The following is a 21,245-nucleotide window of genomic DNA, read 5'->3' as shown; positions in this document are numbered from 1 at the left end:
TCGTGCACCGCACCGCGACTAGTCGGGGCGCGGTGCACGAAACGCGGTGCGGAGCCTGGCTGGACCGCTACCGGGACGGAGGAGCGGGCACGGTATCGTGGTCGGGTTCGCCCCCGTAGCTCAGCGGATAGAGCAGGAGCCTTCTAATCTCTTGGTCGCAGGTTCGATTCCTGCCGGGGGCACCACGCGACACCACCCCCCCCGCACGACGACGCGCCCCCGACCGAGGTCGGGGGCGCGTGGTCGTTCGTTCGCCGGGTCAGTCGTCCGCGCGTTCGGGTGTCGTTCGGCGTCGGACCTGGCTCGCACTGACCGGCTGCTCGAAACGCTCGTCGTCCATCGCATCGTCGCGGGTGTCGTCGTGGCTCGCGTCAGCCGGCGTGACCGCCGGTGCCTCGGGCGCGGACACCGGCGACGGTCCGGCCAGCGGGGCGTGAGCCATCGGTGCCCGGTAGGCCTCGTCGCCACCGCGAACCAGGGCATCGTCGAGGGCCGCCGGGCGGAGCGCTGCCGAGGGTGCGGCACCCGAGGGCGCGGAGGCCTCGGTACGTCGCTGCTCGGTCGCCGCCGCAGCCCGCTGCTCGGCTTCCCAGGCCTTCTGCTTCGCGGCCGTGTCTCGGTCGACGTCGGCTTCTTCGTACTTCCAGCGGGCGAGATCGTCGCGGAACAGCTTCTTGGCCCGCCCGGGGCGGTTCTGCCACTCGACGAGGCGGTCGCGGAGTTCACCCAGCGTCTGCTCGGACTGGAAGCTGAAGGACGCCGAGTTGCGCTTGATCTCGGCCAGTTCGTGAGCCGCCCAGTCGGCGGCGAGGGTGCTGCCGGTCGCAGGCGACAGCCGCAGTCGGACGTCGGCCTCGTGGCCGAGGTGATCGGCGTAGGCGCGCTCCTCGACTCCGAGCGAGCTGTAGACGGCACCCTTGCGAGCTGCCGAGACGAGGGCCGCGACCGCCGCCGCTTTCGTCTCGTCCTCGTGCAACGACACGACCCGCCGCGTGCTCGCCCGGCCGATGAGGGCTGCGACGATGCTGGCCATGACGATGGCGACGAAGGGGATCACCGCATCGGTGACGACACGCCACCCGTTGTCCGAAGAGAGCCATTCGACGAGATCGTTCCACCACTGCATTGGGCGAACACTACAGCCGAGGTCGAAGGTTGCACGGCTGCGACATGCTGTCGAGCCCGCCGCCGGAGACACCGTCACGGTGCTCCGGCGGAGGCGTCGGGATCAGGCAAACCGGAAGCAGTCGGTGGCGTCGTCGCGACTCCAGAACTCGCCGATCTCGACGAACCGACGCTGACGGGGCAGGAACCGCTTGGCGCGGTAGCGATCACCCTGCGGGTCGTCGAAGCGCTCGACGTAGCCCACGATCTCGCCACCAGGTCGGGTCACCCGGGCGAGGTCGTCGTGCACCTGGACGAGCTGCAGGCCGCCCCGGGTCGAGCGCAGGGAGGGGAGGGGAACGCCCGCGTGAGCGTGCGGCGCAGGCGGGACGATCGCGTGGTCGAGGGTGCTGCTGGTCATGAGGTGCTCCTGAGGTCATCCGGCCGATGCTGTCGAGAACACCCCTGACGCTAGGGGTGACCACCGACATCGACGTCGGACACCTGGGACACCTCGGACACGTCGGACGCGTCGGGCGCCTGGAGGGCGCGGTGCCCCGTCGGCACCGCGCCGTCCGGTCAGCGGCCGGTGCCGTCGACCGCCAGCGGCTCGATCGCCGCGAGCTCGTCCTCGGTCAGCTCGGCACCGTCGAGCGCGTCGAGGCTGTCGTCCAGCTGGGCCACCGACGAGGCGCCGATGAGGGCACTGGTCACGGCGGGTTGGCGCAGCACCCAGGTGAGCGAGAGCTGCGCGAGCGACTGGCCCCGCGCCTCCGCGATCTCGTTCAGGCCGCGGACGCGGGAGAGGTAGGTCTCGTCGAGGGCGTCCTCGGAGAACCACCGGCCCTCGGCCGCGCGCGAACCCGCGGGAGCACTGCCCGAGAGGTAGCGGTTCGTCAGGAGCCCCCCGGCCAGGGGCGAGAACACGATCGAACCGACGCCGCGGGTCAGGAGGGTGTCGAAGAGCCCTCGCTCGGGCCGGCGGTCGAACATGTTGTACCGCGGCTGGTGGATCAGCAGGGGCACGCCCTCGGCGGCCAGGGCGTCGATCGCGGCCTCGGTCTGCACCGGGTCGTAGTTGGAGATGCCGGCGTAGAGCGCCTTGCCCTGCCGGACGGCCGTCGCGAGCGCCCCCATCGTCTCGTCGATCGGGGTCTCGGGGTCGGGGCGGTGCGAGTAGAAGATGTCGACGTGGTCCATGCCGAGCCGCCCGAGGCTGGCCTCGAGCGAGTTGAGCAGGTACTTGCGCGACCCCCCGTCGCCGTACGGCCCGGGGGTCATGTCGTAGCCCGCCTTCGACGAGACCACGATCTCGTCGCGGTAGGGGCGCAGGTTCGCCGCGGCGATGCGACCGAACTGCTCTTCGGCCGAGCCGTAGGGCGGGCCGTAGTTGTTCGCCAGGTCGAAGTGGGTGACCCCCCGGTCGAACGCGCGCAGCACGATGTCGCGCTGCGTCTCGAGGCTCCGGTCCGAGCCGAAGTTGTTCCAGAAGCCGAGGGAGATGCGGGGCAGCCGGAGTCCGCTGCGGCCGGTACGGACGTAGTCGAGTCGTGAGTACCGTGCGTCGTCGGCGACGTAGGGCGTGAAAGGTGATCTCATGCGGTCAGCCTAGGGCGGGCCCTCGGCTCGGGAGTAGGTTCACGGGCATGACGACGTTCGTTCTGGCCGGTGGGTGCTTCTGGTGCCTCGACGCGGTCTACCGCACCCTCGACGGCGTCACCGAGGTGGTCTCGGGTTACACCGGCGGAGACACCGAGCGGCCGAGCTACGACGACGTGTGCACGGGCCGCACGGGTCACGCCGAGGCTGTCGCGGTCGGCTTCGACCCCGAGAAGCTCCCCGCCGACGTCGTCCTCGACGTCTTCTTCACCCTGCACGACCCGCGTCAGCTGAACCGGCAGGGTGCCGACGTCGGCACCCAGTACCGCTCGGCGATGTTCGCCGCCGACCACGACCAGGAGGCGCTCTTCCAGGCGGCCCGTGACCGTGCCTCCGAGGCCTGGGGCGGCGGTGTCGTCACGACGATCGAGCCGCTGTCCACCTGGTACGACGCCGAGGAGCACCACCAGGACTTCTTCGCCAAGAACCCCGGCCAGGGCTACTGCACCGCCGTCGCGCTGCCGAAGGTCACCAAGATCCGCAAGTCGTACGCGAAGTACGTGCTCGCCTCGTAGACGGGTCACGCCGCCCGGTGTGACCGACCGAGAAAGAGGAAAGGGGCGCTCGACGATGAGTGACCAGAACACCTTGCACCGACAGACCTGGGTGGCCGTGGGCCCGGCAGGCGCGGTCGGGACCATCCTGCGGACAGACGACGGCTTCACGGTGCGTCTGTCCGCGAAGGGAGCCGACGGCGGCGTCTACCCGAGCCTGGCCGTGGCCAAGAGCGCCCTGTTCGCGGCGTTGGGGCCCGGCGCCGACTACCCGGAGTTCCACGAACACTGAGGCCCGATCGTCCCCGGTCGTCCCCGGACGACTTGTCGTCGTGTCGTCCCCCGGGCGGCCCCCGCGCCTCCTTCTCCACAAGGAGGCGCGGGTGCCGTCCCGGGGGTCCCTCGCCCCCGCGAGACTCCCGTCATGACAGACACCATCACCCTCACAGGGATCATCGCGACCGACCCCCGGGCCCTCGTCACGCAGACCGGCCTCTCCATCACGAGCTTCCGACTCGCCTCGACGCAGCGACGGTACGACCGCGTCAAGGGCGAGTGGATCGACGGCGAGACCAACTGGTACACCGTGACGTGCTTCCGTCAGCTCGCCGACAACGTGCTGGCCAGCCTCCGCAAGGGGCAGCGGGTCGTGGTCACGGGGCGCGTCCGCATCCGTGCGTGGGAGTCGGGCGAGCGCAGCGGAATGACGGTGGAGGTCGACGCGGACGCGGTCGGTCACGACCTCGTCTGGGGCAGGTCGACCTTCGAACGGCGGGTGGCGTCCGCTTCGTCCGCCACGGCGGGCTCCTCCCCGGCCGCGGGCGGGGGCGATCCGACCGTCGCCTCCGACGAGAGCGGCTCGGCACCCGAGACGGAGGCGGACCACGGAACCGGTCACGGAGGCCCCTCGGACGGTGCGGCGACGGATGCGTCGTCGGACCCCGACCGGGTGGCGATCCCCGACGACGGCGCGGACTGGGGTGCTCCCTCGGCCGTCGGCGCGGACGAGGTGGCGGCCCCGTTCTGACCACCCCGGTGGCTCCCGTGTCCCGGGCCCGTGGGTCGGCACGCCGTAGACTCCTCACGGCTCGCCGACCCGCGGCCGCCGCCAGCGACGAAGGGCCCCCGTGACCGGTTCGAGACCTCCACGCGGCCTGGCGCTCGCCGCGATCGTGCTGGCCGTGGCGATCCCCCTCGTGGGGTGCACCTCGTCGCCCGAGCCGTCACCGTCGCCGGCGTCCGTCGCCCTGTCGACGGACGCCCCGCCCTTCTCGTCCACGTCCACGACGGCCGAGGCGCTGGCCCACTTCGACGAGGTGAACGCCGCGACCGTCGCGGCGAACGCCCGCCCGGGTGGGCGCGCCGTCGTCGACGCGCTGGTGGCCGCAGGCTTCGACAAGTCGACGATGCAGGTCACCGCCGACACGACCTCGATCGGCCGCGACGCCGACAGCGTGCAGTTCTCGGTGCTCTGGGGTCAGGACTGCCTGATCGGGCAGGTCTCGGGCGCGGGCTACAGCAGCCAGACGGCGCCGGTCCTCGGCACGGGCGCCTGCCTGGTCGGGTCGACCCGAGCCATCGACTGGTGACGTCGGGGGCGGGGCCCCGCCCGATAGACTCGCTGTCATGGCCGAATACATTTACTCGATGGTGCGCGCCCGCAAGGCGGTCGGCGACAAGCTGATCCTCGACGACGTCACCATGTCGTTCATCCCGGGGGCGAAGATCGGTGTCGTGGGGCCGAACGGCGCCGGCAAGTCGACGATCCTCAAGATCATGGCGGGGCTCGACACCCCCAGCAACGGCGAGGCGAAGCTCAGCCCCGGCTACTCGGTCGGCATCCTGATGCAAGAGCCCGAACTCGACGAGACCAAGACCGTCCTCGAGAACGTGCAAGAGGGCGTGGGGCCGATCAAGCAGAAGCTCGACCGCTTCAACGAGGTCTCGGCCGCCATGGCCGAGCCCGACGCCGACTTCGACGCGTTGCTCGCCGAGATGGGCACCCTCCAAGAAGAGATCGACGCCGCCGACGCCTGGGACCTCGACTCCCAGCTCGAGCAGGCCATGTCGGCCCTGCGCACGCCTCCGGGCGATGCCGAGGTCGCGAACCTCTCCGGTGGTGAGAAGCGTCGCGTCGCGCTGTGCAAGCTGCTGCTGCAGAAGCCCGACCTGCTGCTCCTCGACGAGCCCACCAACCACCTCGACGCCGAGAGCGTGCTCTGGCTCGAGCAGCACCTCAGCAAGTACCCCGGCGCCGTGCTCGCCGTGACCCACGACCGGTACTTCCTCGACCACGTCGCCGAGTGGATCGCCGAGGTCGACCGCGGCCGCCTCTACCCCTACGAGGGCAACTACTCGACCTACCTCGAGAAGAAGGGCGAGCGCCTCCAGGTCCAGGGCAAGAAGGACGCCAAGCTCGCCAAGCGCCTCGCGTCCGAGCTCGAGTGGGTCCGGAGCAACGCCAAGGGCCGTCAGGCGAAGTCGAAGGCACGTCTGGCGCGCTACGAAGAGATGGCGAACGAGGCCGAGCGCACGCGCACCTTGGACTTCGAAGAGATCGTGATCCCCGTGGGCCCGCGTCTCGGCTCTCAGGTCATCGACGCCAAGAAGCTCCACAAGTCGTTCGGCGAGCGTGTCCTCATCGACGACCTGTCGTTCACGCTGCCCCGCAACGGCATCGTCGGCGTCATCGGGCCGAACGGCGTCGGCAAGACCACCCTCTTCAAGACGGTCGTCGGCCTCGAGCCGCTCGACGGTGGCGAGCTCAAGGTCGGCGAGACGGTCGACATCTCGTACGTCGACCAGAGCCGTGGCGGCATCGACCCCAACAAGAACCTGTGGGAGGTCGTCTCCGAGGGGCACGACTACATCCAGGTCGGCAAGACCGAGATCCCGTCGCGGGCCTACGTGTCGCAGTTCGGCTTCAAGGGTCCCGACCAGCAGAAGAAGGCCGGCGTGCTGTCGGGTGGTGAGCGCAACCGCCTGAACCTGGCGCTGACGCTCAAGCAGGGCGGCAATCTCCTCCTGCTCGACGAGCCCACCAACGACCTCGACGTCGAGACGCTGGGCAGCCTCGAGAACGCGCTCCTCGAGTTCCCCGGCTGCGCCGTGGTCATCACACACGACCGGTGGTTCCTCGACCGCATCGCCACGCACATCCTCTCGTGGGAGGGCCTGAACGACGACGGCACGCCCAACTGGTACTGGTTCGAGGGCAACTTCGAGGCGTACGAAGAGAACAAGGTCGAGCGCCTCGGCGCCGACGCGGCGAAGCCGAGTTCGGCCACGTACCGCAAGCTCACGCGCGACTGACCGGCACCGCACCGTCATGACCCGCCTGCACGTGCCGACCCGAGTCCGCTGGAGCGATCTCGACGGGTACCGTCACGTGAACAACGCGTCGATGCTGCGCCTCCTCGAGGAGGCGCGCATCGACGCGTTCTGGTCTGCCGACGGGGCGATCGACGAACGGTCCTCGGCCGCCGTCCTCGACGGCAGTCCGAACGCCGCGACGATGACGCTCATCGCCCGGCAGGAGCTCGAGTACCTCGTCCCCATCCCGTACCTGCGGGCCCCGCTCGACGTGCAGATCTGGGTCGGGCGACTCGGCGGGGCGAGCCTCGAGGTCTGCTACGAGGTCTGGTCGCCCGAGGGCGTCGAGCCCCGGACGCTGTTTACGAAGGCCGCCACCACCATCGTGCTGGTCGACTCGGCGACGAATCAGCCCCGGCGCATCTCCGACGTCGAGCGCGACGCCTGGTCGCCGTTCGTCGAAGAACCCCTGGCCTTCCGCCGGCGCTGACCAGGAACGTGGCGGGTCAGCCTCGCGGCACCCGCACCATGCCCTCTTGTGCGACGCTCGCCACGAGAGTGCCCGCGCGGTCGTAGATGCGCCCGAGCGAGAGGCCACGTCCGCCCACCGCATTGGGGCTCTCTTGCACATAGAGAAGCCATTCGTCGACGCGGGCGGGACGGTGCCACCACATGGCGTGGTCGAGGCTCGCGGCCTTGAGCCCGGGGGTGACGAACGCGACGCCGTGACGGCGGTAGATCGGTTCGAGGAGCGTGTAGTCGCTCGCGTACAGCAGGGCGGCGCGGTGCAGGTCGGCGTCGTCGGGCAGTGGGCCGGTGGCCTTGAGCCAGACGGCCTGGTGCGCGACGTGGTCGCCCTCGACGCTGAAGAAGACCGGCGACGGCACGTGGCGCATGTCGAACGGCCGCCGGGCCCACGACTGGGCGACGGGGTTGTCGACCGCGGACAGCAACTCGGCGTCGCTCGGGACGTCCTCGGGATCGGGCAGGCCGGAGGGCATGTCGACCTGGTGGTCGAGCCCCTCGTCGGGGGTCTGGAAGGACGCGATCATCGAGAAGATCGGCACGCCGTCCTGCGACGCCTGGGTGCGACGGGTCGCGAACGACCGGCCGTCGTGGATGCGGTCGACCGTGAACGTGATGGGGATGGTGAGGTCGCCGGGCCGCAGGAAGTACGAATGCAGCGAGTGGACGTCGCGTCCGCCGCCGACGGTGCGCTGGGCGGCGACGAGGGCCTGCGCGGCGACCTGGCCGCCGAACACGCGACCGAGCGGCTCGGGCTGTGACCCACCCGTGAAGACGTCCTGACCACCGACGTTGCCCGCCGGCGAGAGGTCGAGGGTGGACAGCAGGCTCTGCAGCGGATCGTCGGTCACGCGATGTAGTTTAGGGGGCCGATGAACGACGCATTCACCCTCCCCGACTCCCTGTCCCTCAGCGATCTCGCGACCTATCTCGGGCGTGCGGGCCGGGTGGAGGACGGCTCGGTCCGGCTCATCGCCGGCTCCGGTGTCCTGGCCGTCTACGTCGCCGTGTTCTACCCGATGGGTCTGCTCGACTCGAGCCCTACCGTGCTGGGGCTCCGCACCTTTCAACTCGACGACCGCCCCGAGTTCGACGCCGTGGTCCCGGTCCGGTCGCTGAAGGAGCGCCTCGTACGCCTGCAGAACGACGTCGTCGACCCGACCGCTGCGGTCACCGTGTCCGTGCCCGCCACGGTCAACACCGTGACCTGGGCAGCGATCTCGCCGCCGCGCGGGGGCTGGACGCGACTCGGCCCGATCGAGGCCGACCGCCTCCGATCGACCGCCGAGGCCGGAATCGCCCGCGTCGCCGAGGCGATCCCCACGGGCACCGGTGAGCAGATCGTGCACCGGGTGCGAGCCGACGTGTGGTCGGCCCCCGTCGAGGGTGCCGAGGGGGTTCCCGCCGGAGCCGGCTTCGGTGCCCTCAGCCTGGGATTCCTCGACGGCGAGGACGAGGTCGCCGTGTTCGAGACCGGCACCTGGACCCGCCTCACGACGCCCAAGGGCCACGTGCTCGTCAAGCGGCGATCGTCCCTGCTCTGACGATCGGCCCGGCGGTGGGCGGTCCGAGGCGGGCAGCCCGGCGGTGGGCGGTCAGCGCTCGAACGTGTTGACCATGGCCTGCGCGGCGCGATCCAGGTAGCCCCAGAGCATCGCGTCGTCGAGGGGGGCGAGTTCGAGTTCGTCGACGGCCACCCGCATGTGCTGCAGCCAGTGGTCACGTGCCTCGGGCGTCACCCGGAACGGCATGTGCCGCATGCGCAGGCGGGGGTGCCCGCGCTCCTGGCTGTAGGTGGTGGGGCCGCCCCAGTACTGCTCGAGGAACCCCGTCAAGCGTTGGATCGCGCCCTGGAGATCCGCTTCCGGGTACATCGGCCAGAGCACCTCGTCGGTCCGGACGCCCTCGTAGAAGCGGCGGACCAACTTCTCGAAGGTCGGCCGCCCACCGATCTGCTCCCAGAAGTTGCCCTGGGCGGCGTCGTCACCGAGGCCCCGCCGGACGGTGACCGGCACGGCCGACGGCGGGGGAGTCACGGGCTGAGCGGTGGACGGGCGCGGCGTCAGCGGCAGGTCGGTCATTTGCGCTTGCTCCGCGGCACGTGGGGCGTCGGCGCCGTGCGGGGCGCCCGGGCGCCCTGGACCGAGGAGGCGCTGTCGAAGCCGGTGAGGACGACGCTCGTCAGCGAGGGCAGCACGATGTCCATGGCATCCAGGGTCTTCTTGAGACGGGACCGCAGCTCCCGGTCGACGTTGTCACGGTCGGCGGACCGTGTCTTGGCGACGATGCGGATGACCACGTGCTCCTCGGCGATCGACTGGATTCCCCAGACCTCGGGCTGGTCGATGATGGCGCGCCTCCACTTCGGGATCGCGGCGAGCTCGTTCGCGGTGTTCAACATGGCGTCCTGCACCTGGTCGACGTCGGCGGAGTACGGCACGGCGAGGTCGATGACCACGCGCGTCCAGCCTTGCGACATGTTGCCCACGCGCAGGATCTCGCCGTTGCGGACGAACCACAGCACGCCGTTCACGTCGCGGATCTGCGTGACGCGGATGCCGACGGCCTCGACGACGCCGGCCGCGGGCCCGACGTCGACGACGTCGCCCACCCCCAGCTGGTCTTCGGCGACCATGAAGATGCCGTTGAGCATGTCCTTGACGATGTTCTGGGCGCCGAACGCGAGTCCGGCACCGACCACGCCCGCCGCGCTGACGATCGCGACGGCGTTGAAGTTCAGTTCGCCGAGGATCAACACGAGCGCGATGCCCGCGACGACGACCGTCACCACGTTGTTCAGCACGCTGCCGAGCGTGCGGGTGCGCTGGACGACCCGGACGGCCTGCAGCGGCGAGGCCATGAGGGCCTGCGTGTCGTCGACGTTCTGCTTCCGCTTGATTCCGTTCACGACCTGGTCGACGACCCGCCGGATGGTGAAGTGCAGGGCGACGCGCAACAGCACCGCGACGAGCAGGATCGCCACGATGCGGATGGGAACGCGCCACATCGTCCAGAAGGCGTCCCAGTCGAAGGCGATCGGGGCGGCGGGGTCGGTGGCGGCAGCGAGGAGGAGGTCCATATGAGCGACAAGTCAAGCACGCCACCGCAACCCCACCCGGGAGGGGCCTGGACGCCGGAACGGCGGGCCCTGTGAGAGGGCCCGCCGTCCGGGTCGGTCGTCGGGTCGTCGCGCGACCCGGGGCACGACTACTGCTGGTCGACCGCCTGCACCCGCAGGGCCCGCTCGACGCCCGCGACGCTCTCGCTCACGATGCGGCGCAGGGCCGGCGTCTCGGGGTTCGCCTCGAGCCACGCGTACGACGCGTCGACGAGGGCCTGGTCGGCGAGGCCGGCCGGGTACAGCCCCGAGACGAGGGTGTCGGCGATGTGGTAGCTGCGCGACTCCCAGATGCCGGTGAGGGACGAGAAGTAGCGCTCGACGAGCGGCTGCAGGATCGCCGGGTCGTTCGTGTGCTGGAACCCGAGGGTCGTCGCCCGGACGATGGCGTTGGGCTGCTCGGCGCTGTCGACGACCGACGCGAAGGCGGCGAGCTTGCCCTCGGTGGTCGCGATCGTCGCGCGGGCCCGCGCGGCGGCCTGGGCGCCGTTCGCCGTGTTGTCCTCGGCGAGGGCGGCGTCGATCTCGGCCTCACCGGCACCGCCGACGAGCACGAGGCCCTCGAGCAGCTGCCAGCGCAGGTCGGTGTCGACGGTGAGGCCCTTGAGAGCGAGCGATCCGTCGAGCAGGCCGGCCAGCGCCTCCCGGTGGGTCTCGGTCGACGCGATCGCGGCGAAGAAGGTGACGAACTGGAACTGGGCGTCCGACCCGGCCTCGGCACCCTGGGCGAGGGCCCAGAGGCCGTCGCCGACCTCGGTGATCGTGGAGGTGCGGCGCGCGGGGGCGACGTAGCTGCGGGCGGTCTGCAGCAGCTGTGAGAGCGTGGTGCGGATCGTCGTCGACTCGGTCTCGGTCGCGATGTTGTCGAGCACGAGACGCACGTAGTCCGAGGCCGAGGTCTCGGCGTCGCGCGTCGCGTCCCAGACCGAGCCCCAGACGAGGGCGCGGGCCAGCGGGTTCGAGATCTTCGAGAGGTGGGCGATGGCCGTGGCGAGCGACACCTCGTCGAGTCGGATCTTCGCGTAGGCGAGGTCGTCGTCGTTGATCAGCACGAGGTCGCCGCGGTTCAGGCCGACCAGCTCGGGGACCTCGGTACGGGTGCCGTCCACGTCGATCTCGACGCGGTCGGTGCGGACCAGGGCGTCGCCCTGCAGGGCGTAGAGGCCGATGGCGAGGCGGTGCGGGCGGATGGTGGGGTGGTCGGCGGCCGCCTCCTGGAGCACGGCGAACGAGGTGATCACGCCGTTCTCGTCGACCTCGAGCTCGGGACGCAACGTGTTGACGCCCGCGGTCTCGAGCCAGAGCTTCGACCAGCTGGTCAACTCGCGGCCCGAGGTGGCCTCGAGTTCGACGAGCAGGTCGCTCAGCTCGGTGTTCGAGTGGTGGTGCTTCTTGAAGTACGCGGCCACGCCGGCGTAGAAGGCGTCGATGCCCACCCAGGCGACGAGCTGCTTGAGCACCGACCCGCCCTTGGCGTAGGTGATGCCGTCGAAGTTGACCTGGACGTCCTCGAGGTCGTTGATCGTGGCGACGACGGGGTGCGTCGACGGCAGCTGGTCCTGGCGGTAGGCCCAGCTCTTCTCCATCGCCTGGAAGGTGGTCCAGGCCTCGGTCCACTCGGTCGCCTCGGCGGTCGAGATGGTCGAGGCCCACTCGGCGAACGACTCGTTCAGCCAGAGGTCGTTCCACCACTTCATCGTCACGAGGTCGCCGAACCACATGTGCGCGAGCTCGTGGAGGATCGTGACGACGCGGCGTTCCTTGATGGCGTCGGTCACCTTGCTGCGGAAGACGTAGGTCTCGACGAAGGTGACGGCACCCGCGTTCTCCATGGCACCGGCGTTGAACTCGGGCACGAAGAGCTGGTCGTACTTGTCGAAGGGGTACGCGTAGTCGAACTTCTCTTCGTAGTAGGCGAAGCCCTGACGGGTCTTCTCGAAGATGTAGTCGGCGTCGAGGTACTCGGTGAGGGATCGGCGCGTGAAGATGCCGAGCGGGATCGTGCGGCCGTCGGAACTGGTGAGGTCGCTGCGGACCACGTCGTACGGGCCGGCGATGATCGCCGTGACGTAGCTCGAGAGCACGGGCGTGGGCGAGAACGTCCAGGTGCCGGTCTCACCGTCGACGACGGGTTCGGGCGTGGGCTGGTTGCTGACGACCTGCCAGCGTGTGGGTGCGGTGACCGTGAACTGGAACGTCGCCTTGAGGTCGGGCTGCTCGAAGACCGCGAAGACGCGGCGGCTGTCGGGCACCTCGAACTGCGAGTAGAGGTAGACCTCGCCGTCGACCGGGTCGACGAACCGGTGCAGGCCCTCGCCGGTGTTGGTGTACTCGGCATCGGCGACGACCTCGAGCACGTTCTCGGCGGCCAGCTCGGCCAGCTGGATGCGCACGCCGTCGGAGACCGCGTCGACGTCGAGCGCGGTGCCGTTGAGGGTCACCGAGTGCACGGTGCGGGTGAGCGCGTCGATGAAGGTCGACGCTCCGGGGGTGGCGGTGAAGCGCACGGTGGTCGAGCTGCCGAACACCTCGTCGCCGCGGGTCAGGTCGAGGGCGATCTCGTACGACTGCACGTCGACGACGTTCTTGCGCTCTTGCGCCTCGACGCGGGTGAGGTTCTCTCCGGGCACGCTGGCTCCATCCGTCTGGGGGGTGAGGGGGGACTCGTGGTCCGCTGAAAGCCTAGACCGGCTGTACGACGCCGGGGTGTTGACTGAGGGCATGACCGACACCCCCGCTCCCGCGTCCCACACCGTCGTCGACTTCTGGTTCGACCCGTCGTGCCCCTGGGCCTGGATGTCCAGCCGCTGGGTCGACGAGGTCGCGAAGCACCGTGACCTCGACGTCACCTTCCACGTGATGAGCCTCGCGGTCCTCAACGAGGACGCCGACGTCAGCGACGAGTACAAGGCGAACTTCGCCCGCATGCTGCGCTACACGCGGCTCGTCACGGCCGCAGGTGAACTCCACGGTCAGCAGATCGTCAAGCCGCTCTACGACGCCCTCGGCACCCGCATCCACCACGAGGGCGAGAAGGACGGCGACGTCGTCATCGCCGGTGCCGTGGCCGAGGTCGGACTGCCCGCCGACTTCGCGCGGTACGCGGACGGCGACGAGTACGACGAGCAGATGCGTGCCAGCCACTTCGACGGCATCGGCCGAGTCGGCCAGGACGTCGGCACGCCCGTCATCTCGGTCGACGGCGTCGCCTTCTTCGGCCCCGTCATCTCTCCGGCGCCGAAGGGCGAGGAGGCGCTGCGGCTGTGGGACGGAGTCGTCGCCGTGGCCTCGTACCCCGGCTTCTTCGAGATCAAGCGCACGCGCACGGTCGGGCCGATCTTCGACTGAGCCGGTCGTAGGATCGTCTCCATGCGCATCCACGTGGCGACCGATCACGCCGGCCTCGACTTCAGCACGACCGTCATCCAGCACCTCACCGACGCGGGCCACGACGTGACCGACCACGGTCCGACGAGCTACGAGCCCCTCGACGACTACCCGTCGTTCTGCATCGCGGCGGCCCGGGCGACCGTGCGCGACCAGCGTGCCGGCCACGAGGCGCTGGGCGTCGTCTTCGGCGGCTCGGGCAACGGCGAGCAGATCGCCGCGAACAAGGTCGAGGGCGTCCGTGCCGCCCTGGTCTGGAACGACTCGACCGCCAAGCTCGCCCGCCAGCACAACGACGCGAACGTCATCGCGATCGGGGCGCGCCAGCACACCGAGGCCGAGGCCCTGGCGTTCATCGACGCCTTCGTCGCCGAGCCGTTCAGCCACGACGAACGCCACGTGCGCCGCATCGCGCAGGTCGGCGAGTACGAGACCACGGGCGCCATCGCCGGTCACCCGGTCGACTGACGACGTAACGTCGAGAGCGGCGGGACCCCGACCGGGGCCTCGCCGCTCCGTCGTCTCCGGCGTCACGCCCGAGACCGTTCCATCGACCACCGAGAGAGGTGTCGCCGTGCCCGAGGGCCATTCCGTCCACCGCATCGCCAACCAGTTCGAGCAGAGCTTCGTCGGCCACCGAGTCCGGGTGAGTTCGCCCCAGGGTCGGTTCGCCGACGGGGCGACCAGGCTCGACGGCGCCACGATGGTCGACTCCAAGGCCGTCGGCAAGCAGATGTTCCTCGAGTTCGACAACGGCCTGTGGCTGCACGTGCACCTCGGGCTCTACGGTGCGTGGGACTTCGCGGGCGCCATCGCCACGGGCCATTCGATGGCCGAGTCCCGGACTCGCCGGGCGGCCACCCGCAAGGCCGAGAACGCCCCCGACGACGACGGCGAGGACTCGATGGCCAGCATCGGGGCGCCACGCCGGTCTCGCGTGCGCATGGCCGAGCAGGAGAAGACCGAGGACGACATCGACTCGTTCCCGCCCGAGCCCGTCGGGCAGGTGCGCGTGCGGCTGTTGACCGACACCGCGGTCGGCGACCTCCGTGGCCCGACGAAGTGCGAGGTGCTCGACGCGGCCGGGGTCGACCTGGCGATCTCCAAGCTCGGTCCCGACCCCCTCGTCGACTCGCCGAAGAAGGGCGCCGACCGCTTCGTGTCGATCGCGGGCAAGAAGCGCACCCCGATCGGCCTGTTGCTGATGGACCAGAGCGTGGTCAGCGGCATCGGCAACATCTACCGGGCCGAGCTGCTGTTCCGGGCCCGGCTCGACCCGCACACTCCCGGCAACCAGGTCCCCGAAGAGGTGCTGCGCGCCCTCTACAAAGACTGGACGAAGCTGCTCAAGAGCGGCGTGGAGCTCGGCCAGATGATGACCATGGACGGTCTCACCAAGTCCCAGCACGCCAAGGCCCTGCGCAGCCGGGCCGACCGGCACTGGGTCTACCACCGCGAGGGTCTGCCCTGCCGGGTCTGCGGGACTAACGTCGTGATGGAGATGGCCGCGGGTCGCAAGCTGTACTGGTGCCCGACCGACCAGACTTGACCGCATGCGGCACACCCCCACGTTCGTCCTGTCCGACGTCGACGAGGTCAAGAGGCTGATCCACGAGAACCCGTGGGCGACGATCGTGTCGCACACGGCGGCCGGTCTCGTCGCGTCGCACTACCCCGTCGTGCTCGAGCAGGACGACGCCGACCCGGGGGCCATCGTGCTCGTCAGCCACGTCGGTCGTCCGGACGAGCGCTCGCACGAACTGGGCGAGCACGAGGTCATGGTGATCGTCCAGGGCCCGCACGGCTACGTCTCACCCGGCTGGTACCCGGCCGAGCAGATCGTCCCCACCTGGAACCACGTCACGGCGCACCTCTGGGGCACCCCCGAGATCCTCTCGGACGACGAGAACTTCCGCGTGCTGGGCGAGCTCGTCGACCACTTCGAGCGCGTCATGCCCGAGCCCTCGACCCTCACCCTCGACGACGAGGGCTCTCGCCGGGTCGCGAAGGGCACCGTCGGCATCCGGCTGCGCGTGACCCGGTTCGACGCCCGCGCCAAGCTGAGCCAGAACAAGGCACCCGAGGTGGTCGACCGCATCGTGGACGAGCTCGAGCACGGCGAGCACTACGCGCAGCCGGCGCTCGCCGCCGAGATGCGTCGGGTGCGCGACCGATGACGGTCGACGCAGGCACCCGGGCCGAGGAGGCGCGGCGCACGCTCCTGACGGGCGCCCGCCTGGTCGGCGGCGGACCCGCTCCCGTGGACGTCCTGCTCGACGGTGGCCGGGTCGTCGCGCTCGTGTCCGGCCCCGCCCCCGACGGTGCCGAGGTGGTCGACCTCGACGGCCGCTGGCTCGCCCCGGGCCTCTGGGACTCCCACGTCCACATGGACCAGTGGGCGTTGGTGCGCCGACGACTCGACCTGTCGCGGGCACGGTCCGCCGCCGAGGCGGCCTCGATCGTGGGGGAGCGCCTCCGCGTCGAGCCGGTCGAGGCGGGCGGGACCCTCGTCGGCTACGGCTTCCAGGACGCCCTCTGGCCCGATGCTCCGAGCCGCGCGCTCCTCGACTCGGTGGCCGGTGACGTGCCGGTCGTCCTCGTGAGCAACGACCTGCACTCCGTCTGGCTCGACTCGTCCGCCCTGGCCCGTCACGGTCACGCCGACCACCCGACCGGCCTGCTGCGCGAGCAGCCGGCCTTCGACGTCAGCGCCGCGGTGAGCGTCGTACCGGACGAACAGCTCGACGGGTGGGTCGCCGAGGCCGTCGACGCGGCCGCCGCACGGGGGGTCGTCGGCGTCGTCGACCTCGAGATGACGCTGTCGCTCGACCGCTGGACACGTCGGGTGGCCGGAGGCACGCGGGGCCTCCGCATCCGTCCCGGGGTCTACCCCCGCGACCTCGACGCCGTCGTCGCCCGCGGGCTGCGCACCGGCGACGTGGTCCCGGGCACCGAGGGCCTCGTCACCATGGGGCCGTTCAAGATCATCACCGACGGCTCCCTCGGCACCCGCACCGCGTGGTGCCACGACCCGTACCCCGGGCTCGAGGGCGACCCGGCTGCTCGGGGGGTGCGCATCTACGAGACCGACGAACTCGTCGGGTGGCTGCGCCGCGCCTCCTCGGCGGGACTCGTCCCGGCCGTGCACGCGATCGGCGACGCCGCGAACGCCCAGGCGCTGGACGCCCTCGAGCTGGTCGGCTGCGGGGGCAGCATCGAGCACGCCCAACTGCTCGACCTGCACGACGTCGACCGGTTCGCGCGCCTCGGCATCGTGGCCAGCGTGCAGCCCGAACACGCCATGGACGACCGCGACGTCGTCGATCGGCTCTGGGTGGGCCGCTCCGAGCGTGCCTACGTCTTCGAGAGCCTCGTCGCCGCCGGCGTCCGCCTGCAGCTCGGTTCGGATGCGCCGGTCGCCCCGCTCGATCCCTGGGTGGCGATGGCCGCGGCGATCTCGCGCTCGCGCGACGGACGCGAGGCGTGGCACCCCGAACAGCGACTGGTCGCCTCGGCGGCGCTCGCCGCCTCGACGGGCGGTCGAGCCACGGTCGAGGTCGGCTCCGTCGCCGATCTCGTGGTCACCGAGGTCGATCCGCTCGCCGCGTCGGACGACCAGCTGCGCCGGATGCCCGTCGTCGGCACGGTCCTGGCGGGTCGGTGGACGCACCGCACGCTCTGACGAGGCGGCGTCGACCCGACACGGCGAAGGCCGCCACCCCGTGCGGGGTGGCGGCCTTCGTCCGTCCGGCGGGACGGGTCAGCCGGCGACGTGCGCGGCGAGGAACCAGCGGTCCTTCTCGAGGCCCCGCGAGATCTCGATGGCGACGTCCTGGCTCGAGGCGTCGAGCTCGCCGAGCTCGTCGATGGCCTCGCGGACGGCGACGAGCGAGGCGTCGATCTGGGCGACCAGCTCGGCGATCGTGACGTCGATCTGGTTGAAGCCGGGGGAGGTGGGGGGGATGACCGTCTTGGCGGCGACGGTCTCGATGCGTCCGTCGACCGGCAGGCCGAGGGCGACGACGCGCTCGGCGGCGAGGTCGGCCCACTCGCGGGCGTGGTCGACGACCACGTCGATGAGTTCGTGGACGGCGACGAACGCGATGCCGCGCACGTGCCAGTGGGCCTGCTTGCCGTTGACCGACAGGGCCGTCATGTCGGTGACGATCTGGCTGAGGAACTGGGCGACGCCGGCGGCGACGTCGGGGTCGACGGAACCCTGGGGGACGGTGCGGGTGATGTCGGTCATGACGTGGTCCTTTCCTAGACGATGGAGGCAACGCTAGACGTCTGGGAGAATTCCGCAAGCAAGCTGAGGCTCGGCTCACCTAGGCCAGCCTCACCTCACCACGGGTCGTGAGGGGGGATAACCCCACCGGCGGTCCGGGCGCTGGCACCATGGGGTGGACGCCCCGTCCGGACCAGGCTCGAAGGCATGATCCAGGAGACCACCATCACCGCCGCCAACCCCTACCTCTCGCCCCCGCCCCCACCCGGTGGCTACCGACGCCGTTGGCGCGAACTGCCCCGTGAACTCGGCTACGTCGCCCTGTCGGCCGTCCTCGTCGTCATCGTGACGGTGGCCGCCTCGTTGTTCCTGCACACGGTCAGCGGGTCGAGCGACTCGCTGTTCACCCTCGTCTTCCTCGCGATCGTCGTCTTCGGCGCGCTCTGGATCGCCCGGTGGTTCGGCACCTTCGAGGTGCTCCGCCTGCGGTGGGCCAGCGACCGACCCATCCGCCCCGTCGACTGGACGCCGAACACCGAGTGGGGCCGGTCGACGAACCGCTTCGCGCGGGCCGTCTCGGTCTTCGCCAACCCGCACTACTGGCTGTACCTGCTCTACGGCGTCGTGGTGTTCCCGATCGTGGCGGGCTTCACGTCCTTCGTCCTCGTGGGTCTCCTGGCCGGCCCGGTGCTCGCCGTCCTGGGGGTCGTGCTCGTCTTCCAGGCGTTGCCGCCGTTCGACACCTTCAACTGGGCGTCCGCGATCGGCAACGGCGGAGGCGCGGTGCTCGTCGTCCTCGCCCTCGCGCTCTTCGCGGGCGTCGTGCTCGTCTATCCCTACGTCGTGCACGGGTTCGTCGTCATGCACCAGGCGATCGCCGCCGTCATGCTCGGGGGGTTCCGCAGCGAGCAGCTCGAGGTCGAGCTCGCCGACCGTGAGATCTCGCGCACGGCCGCCCTGTCGGCCGAGGGCACGGCCCTCCGCCGGCTCGAGCGCGACATCCACGACGGACCGCAACAGCGTCTGGTGCGTCTGCAGATGGACCTCGCCGCGGCGTCCCGCGCCGTCGACACCGACCCCGAGAAGAGCAAGACCCTCATCGAGGAGGCGCGGGTCCAGTCCCGCGAGGCCCTCGAGGAGCTGCGTGCCCTGTCCCGCGGTTTCGCGCCTCCGTTGTTGATGGACCGGGGCCTCGTGGCGGCGCTCGAGTCGCTCGTCGACCGCTCGGTGGTGCCCACCACGATGCTCGACCGGGTGCCCGCGCACGTCGTGATCCCGAGCGACATCGAGCGCAACGCGTACTTCATCGCGTCCGAACTGGTGACGAACACGGGCAAGCACGCCGGGGCGGCCAGCGCCGACCTCGTGCTGCGCACGAGGCAGGCTCCCGACGGCATCGGCACCCTGCTCGAGCTCGTCGTGACCGACGACGGGCGCGGCGGCGCCGGCCTGCGCGACGGCCACGGTCTCGCCGGGGTGCAGGAGCGCCTGGTGGGCCTCGGCGGCTTCCTCGACATCAGCAGCCCGCAGGGCGGGCCGACCATCGTCACGGTGAGCATCCCGATGACGATCGAGGTGCCGAGCAACCCTACGCTGCCGCTGCCGACCGAGCCGCTGCCGCCGTTCTCGTCGACGGCCGTGACCGAGCCGCTGCCCGACGCGGCGCTGCCCGACGGGCCGCTCGACCCGCCGGCCGGGCCGCCCGCGCGACCGTAGTTCGTGGGCCGCGCCCGTAGTCTGGACGCGTGAGTCTCGAGAGCCCCTCCCGTCAGCCCCTCCGTGTCGTCGTCGCCGACGACTCGGTGCTGCTGCGGGAGGGGCTCGTCCGACTCCTCGACGAGATCGGGGTCGACGTCGTGGGGGCGTACGGCGACGCCGACGCCTTGCTGGCCGACCTCGACGAGGTCCGTCCCGACATCGCCGTCCTCGACGTCCGCATGCCGCCCACGCACACCGACGAGGGCGTCCGGGCCGCGATCGAGGCGAGACGCCGTCGGCCCGACCTCGGCATCCTGCTGCTGTCGCAGTACGTCGAGGTGGCCTACGCCCGGGACCTGCTCGAAGCGGGCTCGGGCGGGGTCGGCTACCTGCTCAAGGACCGCATCGCCTCGTTCGACGAGTTCCGTGACGCGCTCGGGCGGGTGTCCGACGGCGGCACGGTCCTCGACCCGCAGGTCGTCTCGCAGTTGCTGGGCCGTCGCAGCGATCCGCTCGCCGCGCTCACGCCGCGGGAGCGGGAGGTCCTGACGCTGATGGCCGAGGGTCGCACGAACGCCGCCATCGCGGCCGAACTGGTCATCGGAACGGGCGCGGTGGAGAAGAACGTCACCTCGATCTTCCAGAAGCTCCTGCTGGAGGACAGCGGCACCGACCACCGCCGGGTGCTCGCCGTGCTGGCCTTCCTGCAGCACTGAGTCGACGCGTCCCCCGCGTCGGCATCGCGCCCCTGACCGGGCGGCTGAGGTCGAGGACGGGCGTCGTCAGCTGGTCGTGCCCGGAGGGGTGTCGGCCGGGTCGGCGGGGGAGTCCGCCTGGGGGGCGACGACCCGGGAGCCGGCGACGTCGAGGACGACGTCGCGCAAGGCGTGGCCGACGGCTTCGTACCCGGCCGTCGTGGGGTGGATGCCGTCGACGGTCGTGCCGGCGGCGAAGACGTCGCCCGCCCGCGCGAACCCCCAGGGGTCGGTGAAGGTCCAGCCCTTGTCGGCGACGTAGCGTTCGAGCTGTGCCTCGTACCGGGCCGCGGCCCGGGGGGCACGGTCGTAGGGCGGGATCGCGGCCACGACGACGTGCTCCGGCCGGATCGTGTCGACGATGGCGTCGTACGACGAGGCGGACTCGGCGAAGCTCGTGCCGAGGCGCACGTCGTTCGTGCCCGACATCAGGACCAGGACGTCGACGTCGGCGACGGGCCGCACCGCGGCGGCCTGTTCCTGCACGGTCGAGCCGCCCTTCGCGTAGCCGCCGACGTAGTCGACGCCGTCGCCCTGGGCGTAGGTCATCCAGGTGTCGGCGGTGAGCCCCTCGCTCAGCAGGCGACCTCCGCCGGCCGTGAGCGAGTCGCCGACGATCGCGACCCGCACCCCGCCCGAGGTGGGTGCCACGGCCACGCCGGGCCCGGCCGCGGCCTGCGCGATCGCGCCGGACCCGGACCCGGACCCGGACCCGGAGGCGCTGGTCGCCTCGGTCGGTGGGGCGGCGCACCCGGCCGCCAGGGTGGCCACGACCGCACCGACCAGCGCGACCCGTGCGAACGTCGCGCGTCTCATGTGGCCATCTTGGGTCACGTCGCGCCGGGAAAAATCATCCGCCAGCACGACTTCCCCCCGAGCTGGCCGAGAGACCCCTGAAGAGCGCCTGCGCCGACGCCTGCATGCAAGGCCCGGAGAACATTTGATCGCCGGCGCCTGCCAGCGTC

General features: G+C 70.9%; 23 protein-coding genes and 1 tRNA gene. 15 read left to right on the top strand and 9 right to left on the bottom strand.

Annotation, left to right across the window (positions count from 1 at the left end):
* The first annotated feature begins 109 nt into the window (after positions 1-109).
* Positions 110-185: transfer RNA gene (locus ARTHRO9V_RS10375), tRNA-Arg, on the top strand.
* A gap of 74 nt (positions 186-259) precedes the next feature.
* On the opposite strand, the gene ARTHRO9V_RS10370 is transcribed toward ARTHRO9V_RS10375, so the two are convergent.
* The 3 genes from ARTHRO9V_RS10370 to ARTHRO9V_RS10360 all read right to left on the bottom strand — a co-directional run bounded on the left by ARTHRO9V_RS10370 (position 260) and on the right by ARTHRO9V_RS10360 (position 2,703).
* On the bottom strand, positions 260-1,126 hold the full coding sequence (locus tag ARTHRO9V_RS10370) for a hypothetical protein (RefSeq protein ID WP_159826949.1): 867 nt from the start codon (positions 1,124-1,126) through the stop codon (positions 260-262).
* 102 nt (positions 1,127-1,228) lie between these two features.
* Positions 1,229-1,525, bottom strand: coding sequence for a hypothetical protein (locus ARTHRO9V_RS10365; RefSeq protein WP_236557023.1), 297 nt, complete (start codon positions 1,523-1,525; stop codon positions 1,229-1,231).
* Positions 1,526-1,683: 158 nt separating this feature from the next.
* Positions 1,684-2,703, bottom strand: a complete 1,020-nt coding sequence (locus ARTHRO9V_RS10360) for an aldo/keto reductase (RefSeq protein WP_159826947.1) — start codon at positions 2,701-2,703, stop codon at positions 1,684-1,686.
* A gap of 47 nt (positions 2,704-2,750) precedes the next feature.
* Here ARTHRO9V_RS10360 and msrA point away from each other — a divergent pair, with 47 nt between their 5' ends.
* The 6 genes from msrA to ARTHRO9V_RS10330 all read left to right on the top strand — a co-directional run bounded on the left by msrA (position 2,751) and on the right by ARTHRO9V_RS10330 (position 7,059).
* Positions 2,751-3,278, top strand: coding sequence for a peptide-methionine (S)-S-oxide reductase MsrA (gene msrA, locus ARTHRO9V_RS10355; RefSeq protein WP_159826945.1), 528 nt, complete (start codon positions 2,751-2,753; stop codon positions 3,276-3,278).
* 55 nt (positions 3,279-3,333) lie between these two features.
* The gene (locus ARTHRO9V_RS10350) at positions 3,334-3,549 is read left to right on the top strand and encodes a methyltransferase (protein ID WP_159826943.1); all 216 of its coding nucleotides are present in this window, start codon (positions 3,334-3,336) and stop codon (positions 3,547-3,549) included.
* A gap of 132 nt (positions 3,550-3,681) precedes the next feature.
* On the top strand, positions 3,682-4,284 hold the full coding sequence (gene ssb / locus ARTHRO9V_RS10345; RefSeq protein ID WP_159826941.1) for a single-stranded DNA-binding protein: 603 nt from the start codon (positions 3,682-3,684) through the stop codon (positions 4,282-4,284).
* A gap of 100 nt (positions 4,285-4,384) precedes the next feature.
* Positions 4,385-4,846 carry a DUF6993 domain-containing protein gene (locus ARTHRO9V_RS10340; RefSeq protein WP_159826939.1) on the top strand — a complete coding sequence of 154 codons (462 nt, stop codon included), beginning with the start codon at positions 4,385-4,387 and terminating at the stop codon, positions 4,844-4,846.
* A gap of 37 nt (positions 4,847-4,883) precedes the next feature.
* Entirely contained in the window at positions 4,884-6,569 is a 1,686-nt protein-coding gene (ettA, locus tag ARTHRO9V_RS10335) for an energy-dependent translational throttle protein EttA (protein ID WP_056048420.1), read from the top strand.
* Between the two features lie 16 nt (positions 6,570-6,585).
* Positions 6,586-7,059, top strand: a complete 474-nt coding sequence (locus tag ARTHRO9V_RS10330; protein WP_056048417.1) for a thioesterase family protein — start codon at positions 6,586-6,588, stop codon at positions 7,057-7,059.
* Positions 7,060-7,075: 16 nt separating this feature from the next.
* Here the strand turns inward: ARTHRO9V_RS10330 and ARTHRO9V_RS10325 are convergent, their stop codons facing one another.
* The gene (locus ARTHRO9V_RS10325) at positions 7,076-7,945 is read right to left on the bottom strand and encodes an acyl-CoA thioesterase II (protein WP_236557022.1); all 870 of its coding nucleotides are present in this window, start codon (positions 7,943-7,945) and stop codon (positions 7,076-7,078) included.
* 21 nt (positions 7,946-7,966) lie between these two features.
* On the opposite strand from ARTHRO9V_RS10325, the gene ARTHRO9V_RS10320 reads away from it, so the two are divergent.
* Positions 7,967-8,638 (top strand): hypothetical protein, encoded by a 672-nt coding sequence (locus tag ARTHRO9V_RS10320; RefSeq protein WP_056048412.1) that lies wholly within the window; start codon positions 7,967-7,969, stop codon positions 8,636-8,638.
* A 51-nt stretch (positions 8,639-8,689) separates the two neighbouring features.
* On the opposite strand, the gene ARTHRO9V_RS10315 is transcribed toward ARTHRO9V_RS10320, so the two are convergent.
* From ARTHRO9V_RS10315 to pepN, 3 genes are all read right to left on the bottom strand, one after another.
* On the bottom strand, positions 8,690-9,175 hold the full coding sequence (locus ARTHRO9V_RS10315; protein ID WP_159826937.1) for a globin: 486 nt from the start codon (positions 9,173-9,175) through the stop codon (positions 8,690-8,692).
* Positions 9,172-10,173, bottom strand: a complete 1,002-nt coding sequence (locus ARTHRO9V_RS10310) for a mechanosensitive ion channel family protein (RefSeq protein WP_056048409.1) — start codon at positions 10,171-10,173, stop codon at positions 9,172-9,174. The genes ARTHRO9V_RS10315 and ARTHRO9V_RS10310 overlap by 4 nt, the downstream gene beginning before the upstream one ends.
* Positions 10,174-10,301: 128 nt before the next feature.
* Complete coding sequence (gene pepN, locus ARTHRO9V_RS10305; protein WP_159826935.1) at positions 10,302-12,842, bottom strand: aminopeptidase N; 2,541 nt, start codon at positions 12,840-12,842, stop codon at positions 10,302-10,304.
* Positions 12,843-12,933: 91 nt separating this feature from the next.
* On the opposite strand from pepN, the gene ARTHRO9V_RS10300 reads away from it, so the two are divergent.
* The 5 genes from ARTHRO9V_RS10300 to ARTHRO9V_RS10280 all read left to right on the top strand — a co-directional run bounded on the left by ARTHRO9V_RS10300 (position 12,934) and on the right by ARTHRO9V_RS10280 (position 17,281).
* Positions 12,934-13,560: a DsbA family protein gene (locus ARTHRO9V_RS10300; protein WP_159826933.1), complete on the top strand. Its 627-nt coding sequence runs from the start codon at positions 12,934-12,936 to the stop codon at positions 13,558-13,560.
* Between the two features lie 21 nt (positions 13,561-13,581).
* Positions 13,582-14,067 carry a ribose-5-phosphate isomerase gene (locus ARTHRO9V_RS10295; RefSeq protein WP_043597130.1) on the top strand — a complete coding sequence of 162 codons (486 nt, stop codon included), beginning with the start codon at positions 13,582-13,584 and terminating at the stop codon, positions 14,065-14,067.
* 106 nt (positions 14,068-14,173) lie between these two features.
* On the top strand, positions 14,174-15,148 hold the full coding sequence (locus tag ARTHRO9V_RS10290; RefSeq protein ID WP_123571865.1) for an Fpg/Nei family DNA glycosylase: 975 nt from the start codon (positions 14,174-14,176) through the stop codon (positions 15,146-15,148).
* A 4-nt stretch (positions 15,149-15,152) separates the two neighbouring features.
* Positions 15,153-15,776 carry an FMN-binding negative transcriptional regulator gene (locus ARTHRO9V_RS10285; protein WP_159826931.1) on the top strand — a complete coding sequence of 208 codons (624 nt, stop codon included), beginning with the start codon at positions 15,153-15,155 and terminating at the stop codon, positions 15,774-15,776.
* Positions 15,773-17,281, top strand: a complete 1,509-nt coding sequence (locus tag ARTHRO9V_RS10280; RefSeq protein ID WP_159826929.1) for an amidohydrolase — start codon at positions 15,773-15,775, stop codon at positions 17,279-17,281. The genes ARTHRO9V_RS10285 and ARTHRO9V_RS10280 overlap by 4 nt, the downstream gene beginning before the upstream one ends.
* A 78-nt stretch (positions 17,282-17,359) precedes the next feature.
* Here the strand turns inward: ARTHRO9V_RS10280 and ARTHRO9V_RS10275 are convergent, their stop codons facing one another.
* The gene (locus ARTHRO9V_RS10275; protein WP_043597026.1) at positions 17,360-17,848 is read right to left on the bottom strand and encodes a Dps family protein; all 489 of its coding nucleotides are present in this window, start codon (positions 17,846-17,848) and stop codon (positions 17,360-17,362) included.
* A 186-nt stretch (positions 17,849-18,034) separates the two neighbouring features.
* Between ARTHRO9V_RS10275 and ARTHRO9V_RS10270 the strand changes: the two genes are divergently transcribed.
* Positions 18,035-19,543: a sensor histidine kinase gene (locus ARTHRO9V_RS10270; RefSeq protein WP_123571862.1), complete on the top strand. Its 1,509-nt coding sequence runs from the start codon at positions 18,035-18,037 to the stop codon at positions 19,541-19,543.
* Positions 19,544-19,572: 29 nt separating this feature from the next.
* On the top strand, positions 19,573-20,241 hold the full coding sequence (locus ARTHRO9V_RS10265; protein ID WP_056048385.1) for a response regulator transcription factor: 669 nt from the start codon (positions 19,573-19,575) through the stop codon (positions 20,239-20,241).
* Between the two features lie 66 nt (positions 20,242-20,307).
* Here ARTHRO9V_RS10265 and ARTHRO9V_RS10260 read toward each other — a convergent pair whose 3' ends face one another.
* On the bottom strand, positions 20,308-21,096 hold the full coding sequence (locus ARTHRO9V_RS10260; RefSeq protein ID WP_159826927.1) for an SGNH/GDSL hydrolase family protein: 789 nt from the start codon (positions 21,094-21,096) through the stop codon (positions 20,308-20,310).
* Between the last annotated feature and the right edge of the window lie 149 nt (positions 21,097-21,245).

Origin of the sequence: Frigoribacterium sp. 9N, assembly GCF_902506305.1 — a bacterium.
Lineage (GTDB): Bacteria > Actinomycetota > Actinomycetes > Actinomycetales > Microbacteriaceae > Frigoribacterium.
This window is presented reverse-complemented; position numbering and strand designations above follow the sequence as displayed.

Bases quoted from the DNA above. Each gene is read 5' to 3' on its own strand.
- ettA (WP_056048420.1), top strand. From the start codon at position 4,884: ATGGCCGAATACATTTACTCGATGGTGCGCGCCCGCAAGGCGGTCGGC.
- ARTHRO9V_RS10370 (WP_159826949.1), bottom strand. From the start codon at position 1,126: ATGCAGTGGTGGAACGATCTCGTCGAATGGCTCTCTTCGGACAACGGG.
- ARTHRO9V_RS10360 (WP_159826947.1), bottom strand. From the start codon at position 2,703: ATGAGATCACCTTTCACGCCCTACGTCGCCGACGACGCACGGTACTCA.
- ARTHRO9V_RS10320 (WP_056048412.1), top strand. From the start codon at position 7,967: ATGAACGACGCATTCACCCTCCCCGACTCCCTGTCCCTCAGCGATCTC.
- ARTHRO9V_RS10315 (WP_159826937.1), bottom strand. From the start codon at position 9,175: ATGACCGACCTGCCGCTGACGCCGCGCCCGTCCACCGCTCAGCCCGTG.
- ARTHRO9V_RS10295 (WP_043597130.1), top strand. From the start codon at position 13,582: ATGCGCATCCACGTGGCGACCGATCACGCCGGCCTCGACTTCAGCACG.
- ARTHRO9V_RS10285 (WP_159826931.1), top strand. From the start codon at position 15,153: ATGCGGCACACCCCCACGTTCGTCCTGTCCGACGTCGACGAGGTCAAG.
- ARTHRO9V_RS10275 (WP_043597026.1), bottom strand. From the start codon at position 17,848: ATGACCGACATCACCCGCACCGTCCCCCAGGGTTCCGTCGACCCCGAC.
- ARTHRO9V_RS10350 (WP_159826943.1), top strand. From the start codon at position 3,334: ATGAGTGACCAGAACACCTTGCACCGACAGACCTGGGTGGCCGTGGGC.
- ARTHRO9V_RS10280 (WP_159826929.1), top strand. From the start codon at position 15,773: ATGACGGTCGACGCAGGCACCCGGGCCGAGGAGGCGCGGCGCACGCTC.
- ARTHRO9V_RS10330 (WP_056048417.1), top strand. From the start codon at position 6,586: ATGACCCGCCTGCACGTGCCGACCCGAGTCCGCTGGAGCGATCTCGAC.
- ARTHRO9V_RS10300 (WP_159826933.1), top strand. From the start codon at position 12,934: ATGACCGACACCCCCGCTCCCGCGTCCCACACCGTCGTCGACTTCTGG.
- ARTHRO9V_RS10270 (WP_123571862.1), top strand. From the start codon at position 18,035: ATGATCCAGGAGACCACCATCACCGCCGCCAACCCCTACCTCTCGCCC.
- ssb (WP_159826941.1), top strand. From the start codon at position 3,682: ATGACAGACACCATCACCCTCACAGGGATCATCGCGACCGACCCCCGG.
- ARTHRO9V_RS10260 (WP_159826927.1), bottom strand. From the start codon at position 21,096: ATGAGACGCGCGACGTTCGCACGGGTCGCGCTGGTCGGTGCGGTCGTG.
- msrA (WP_159826945.1), top strand. From the start codon at position 2,751: ATGACGACGTTCGTTCTGGCCGGTGGGTGCTTCTGGTGCCTCGACGCG.
- ARTHRO9V_RS10365 (WP_236557023.1), bottom strand. From the start codon at position 1,525: ATGACCAGCAGCACCCTCGACCACGCGATCGTCCCGCCTGCGCCGCAC.
- ARTHRO9V_RS10310 (WP_056048409.1), bottom strand. From the start codon at position 10,173: ATGGACCTCCTCCTCGCTGCCGCCACCGACCCCGCCGCCCCGATCGCC.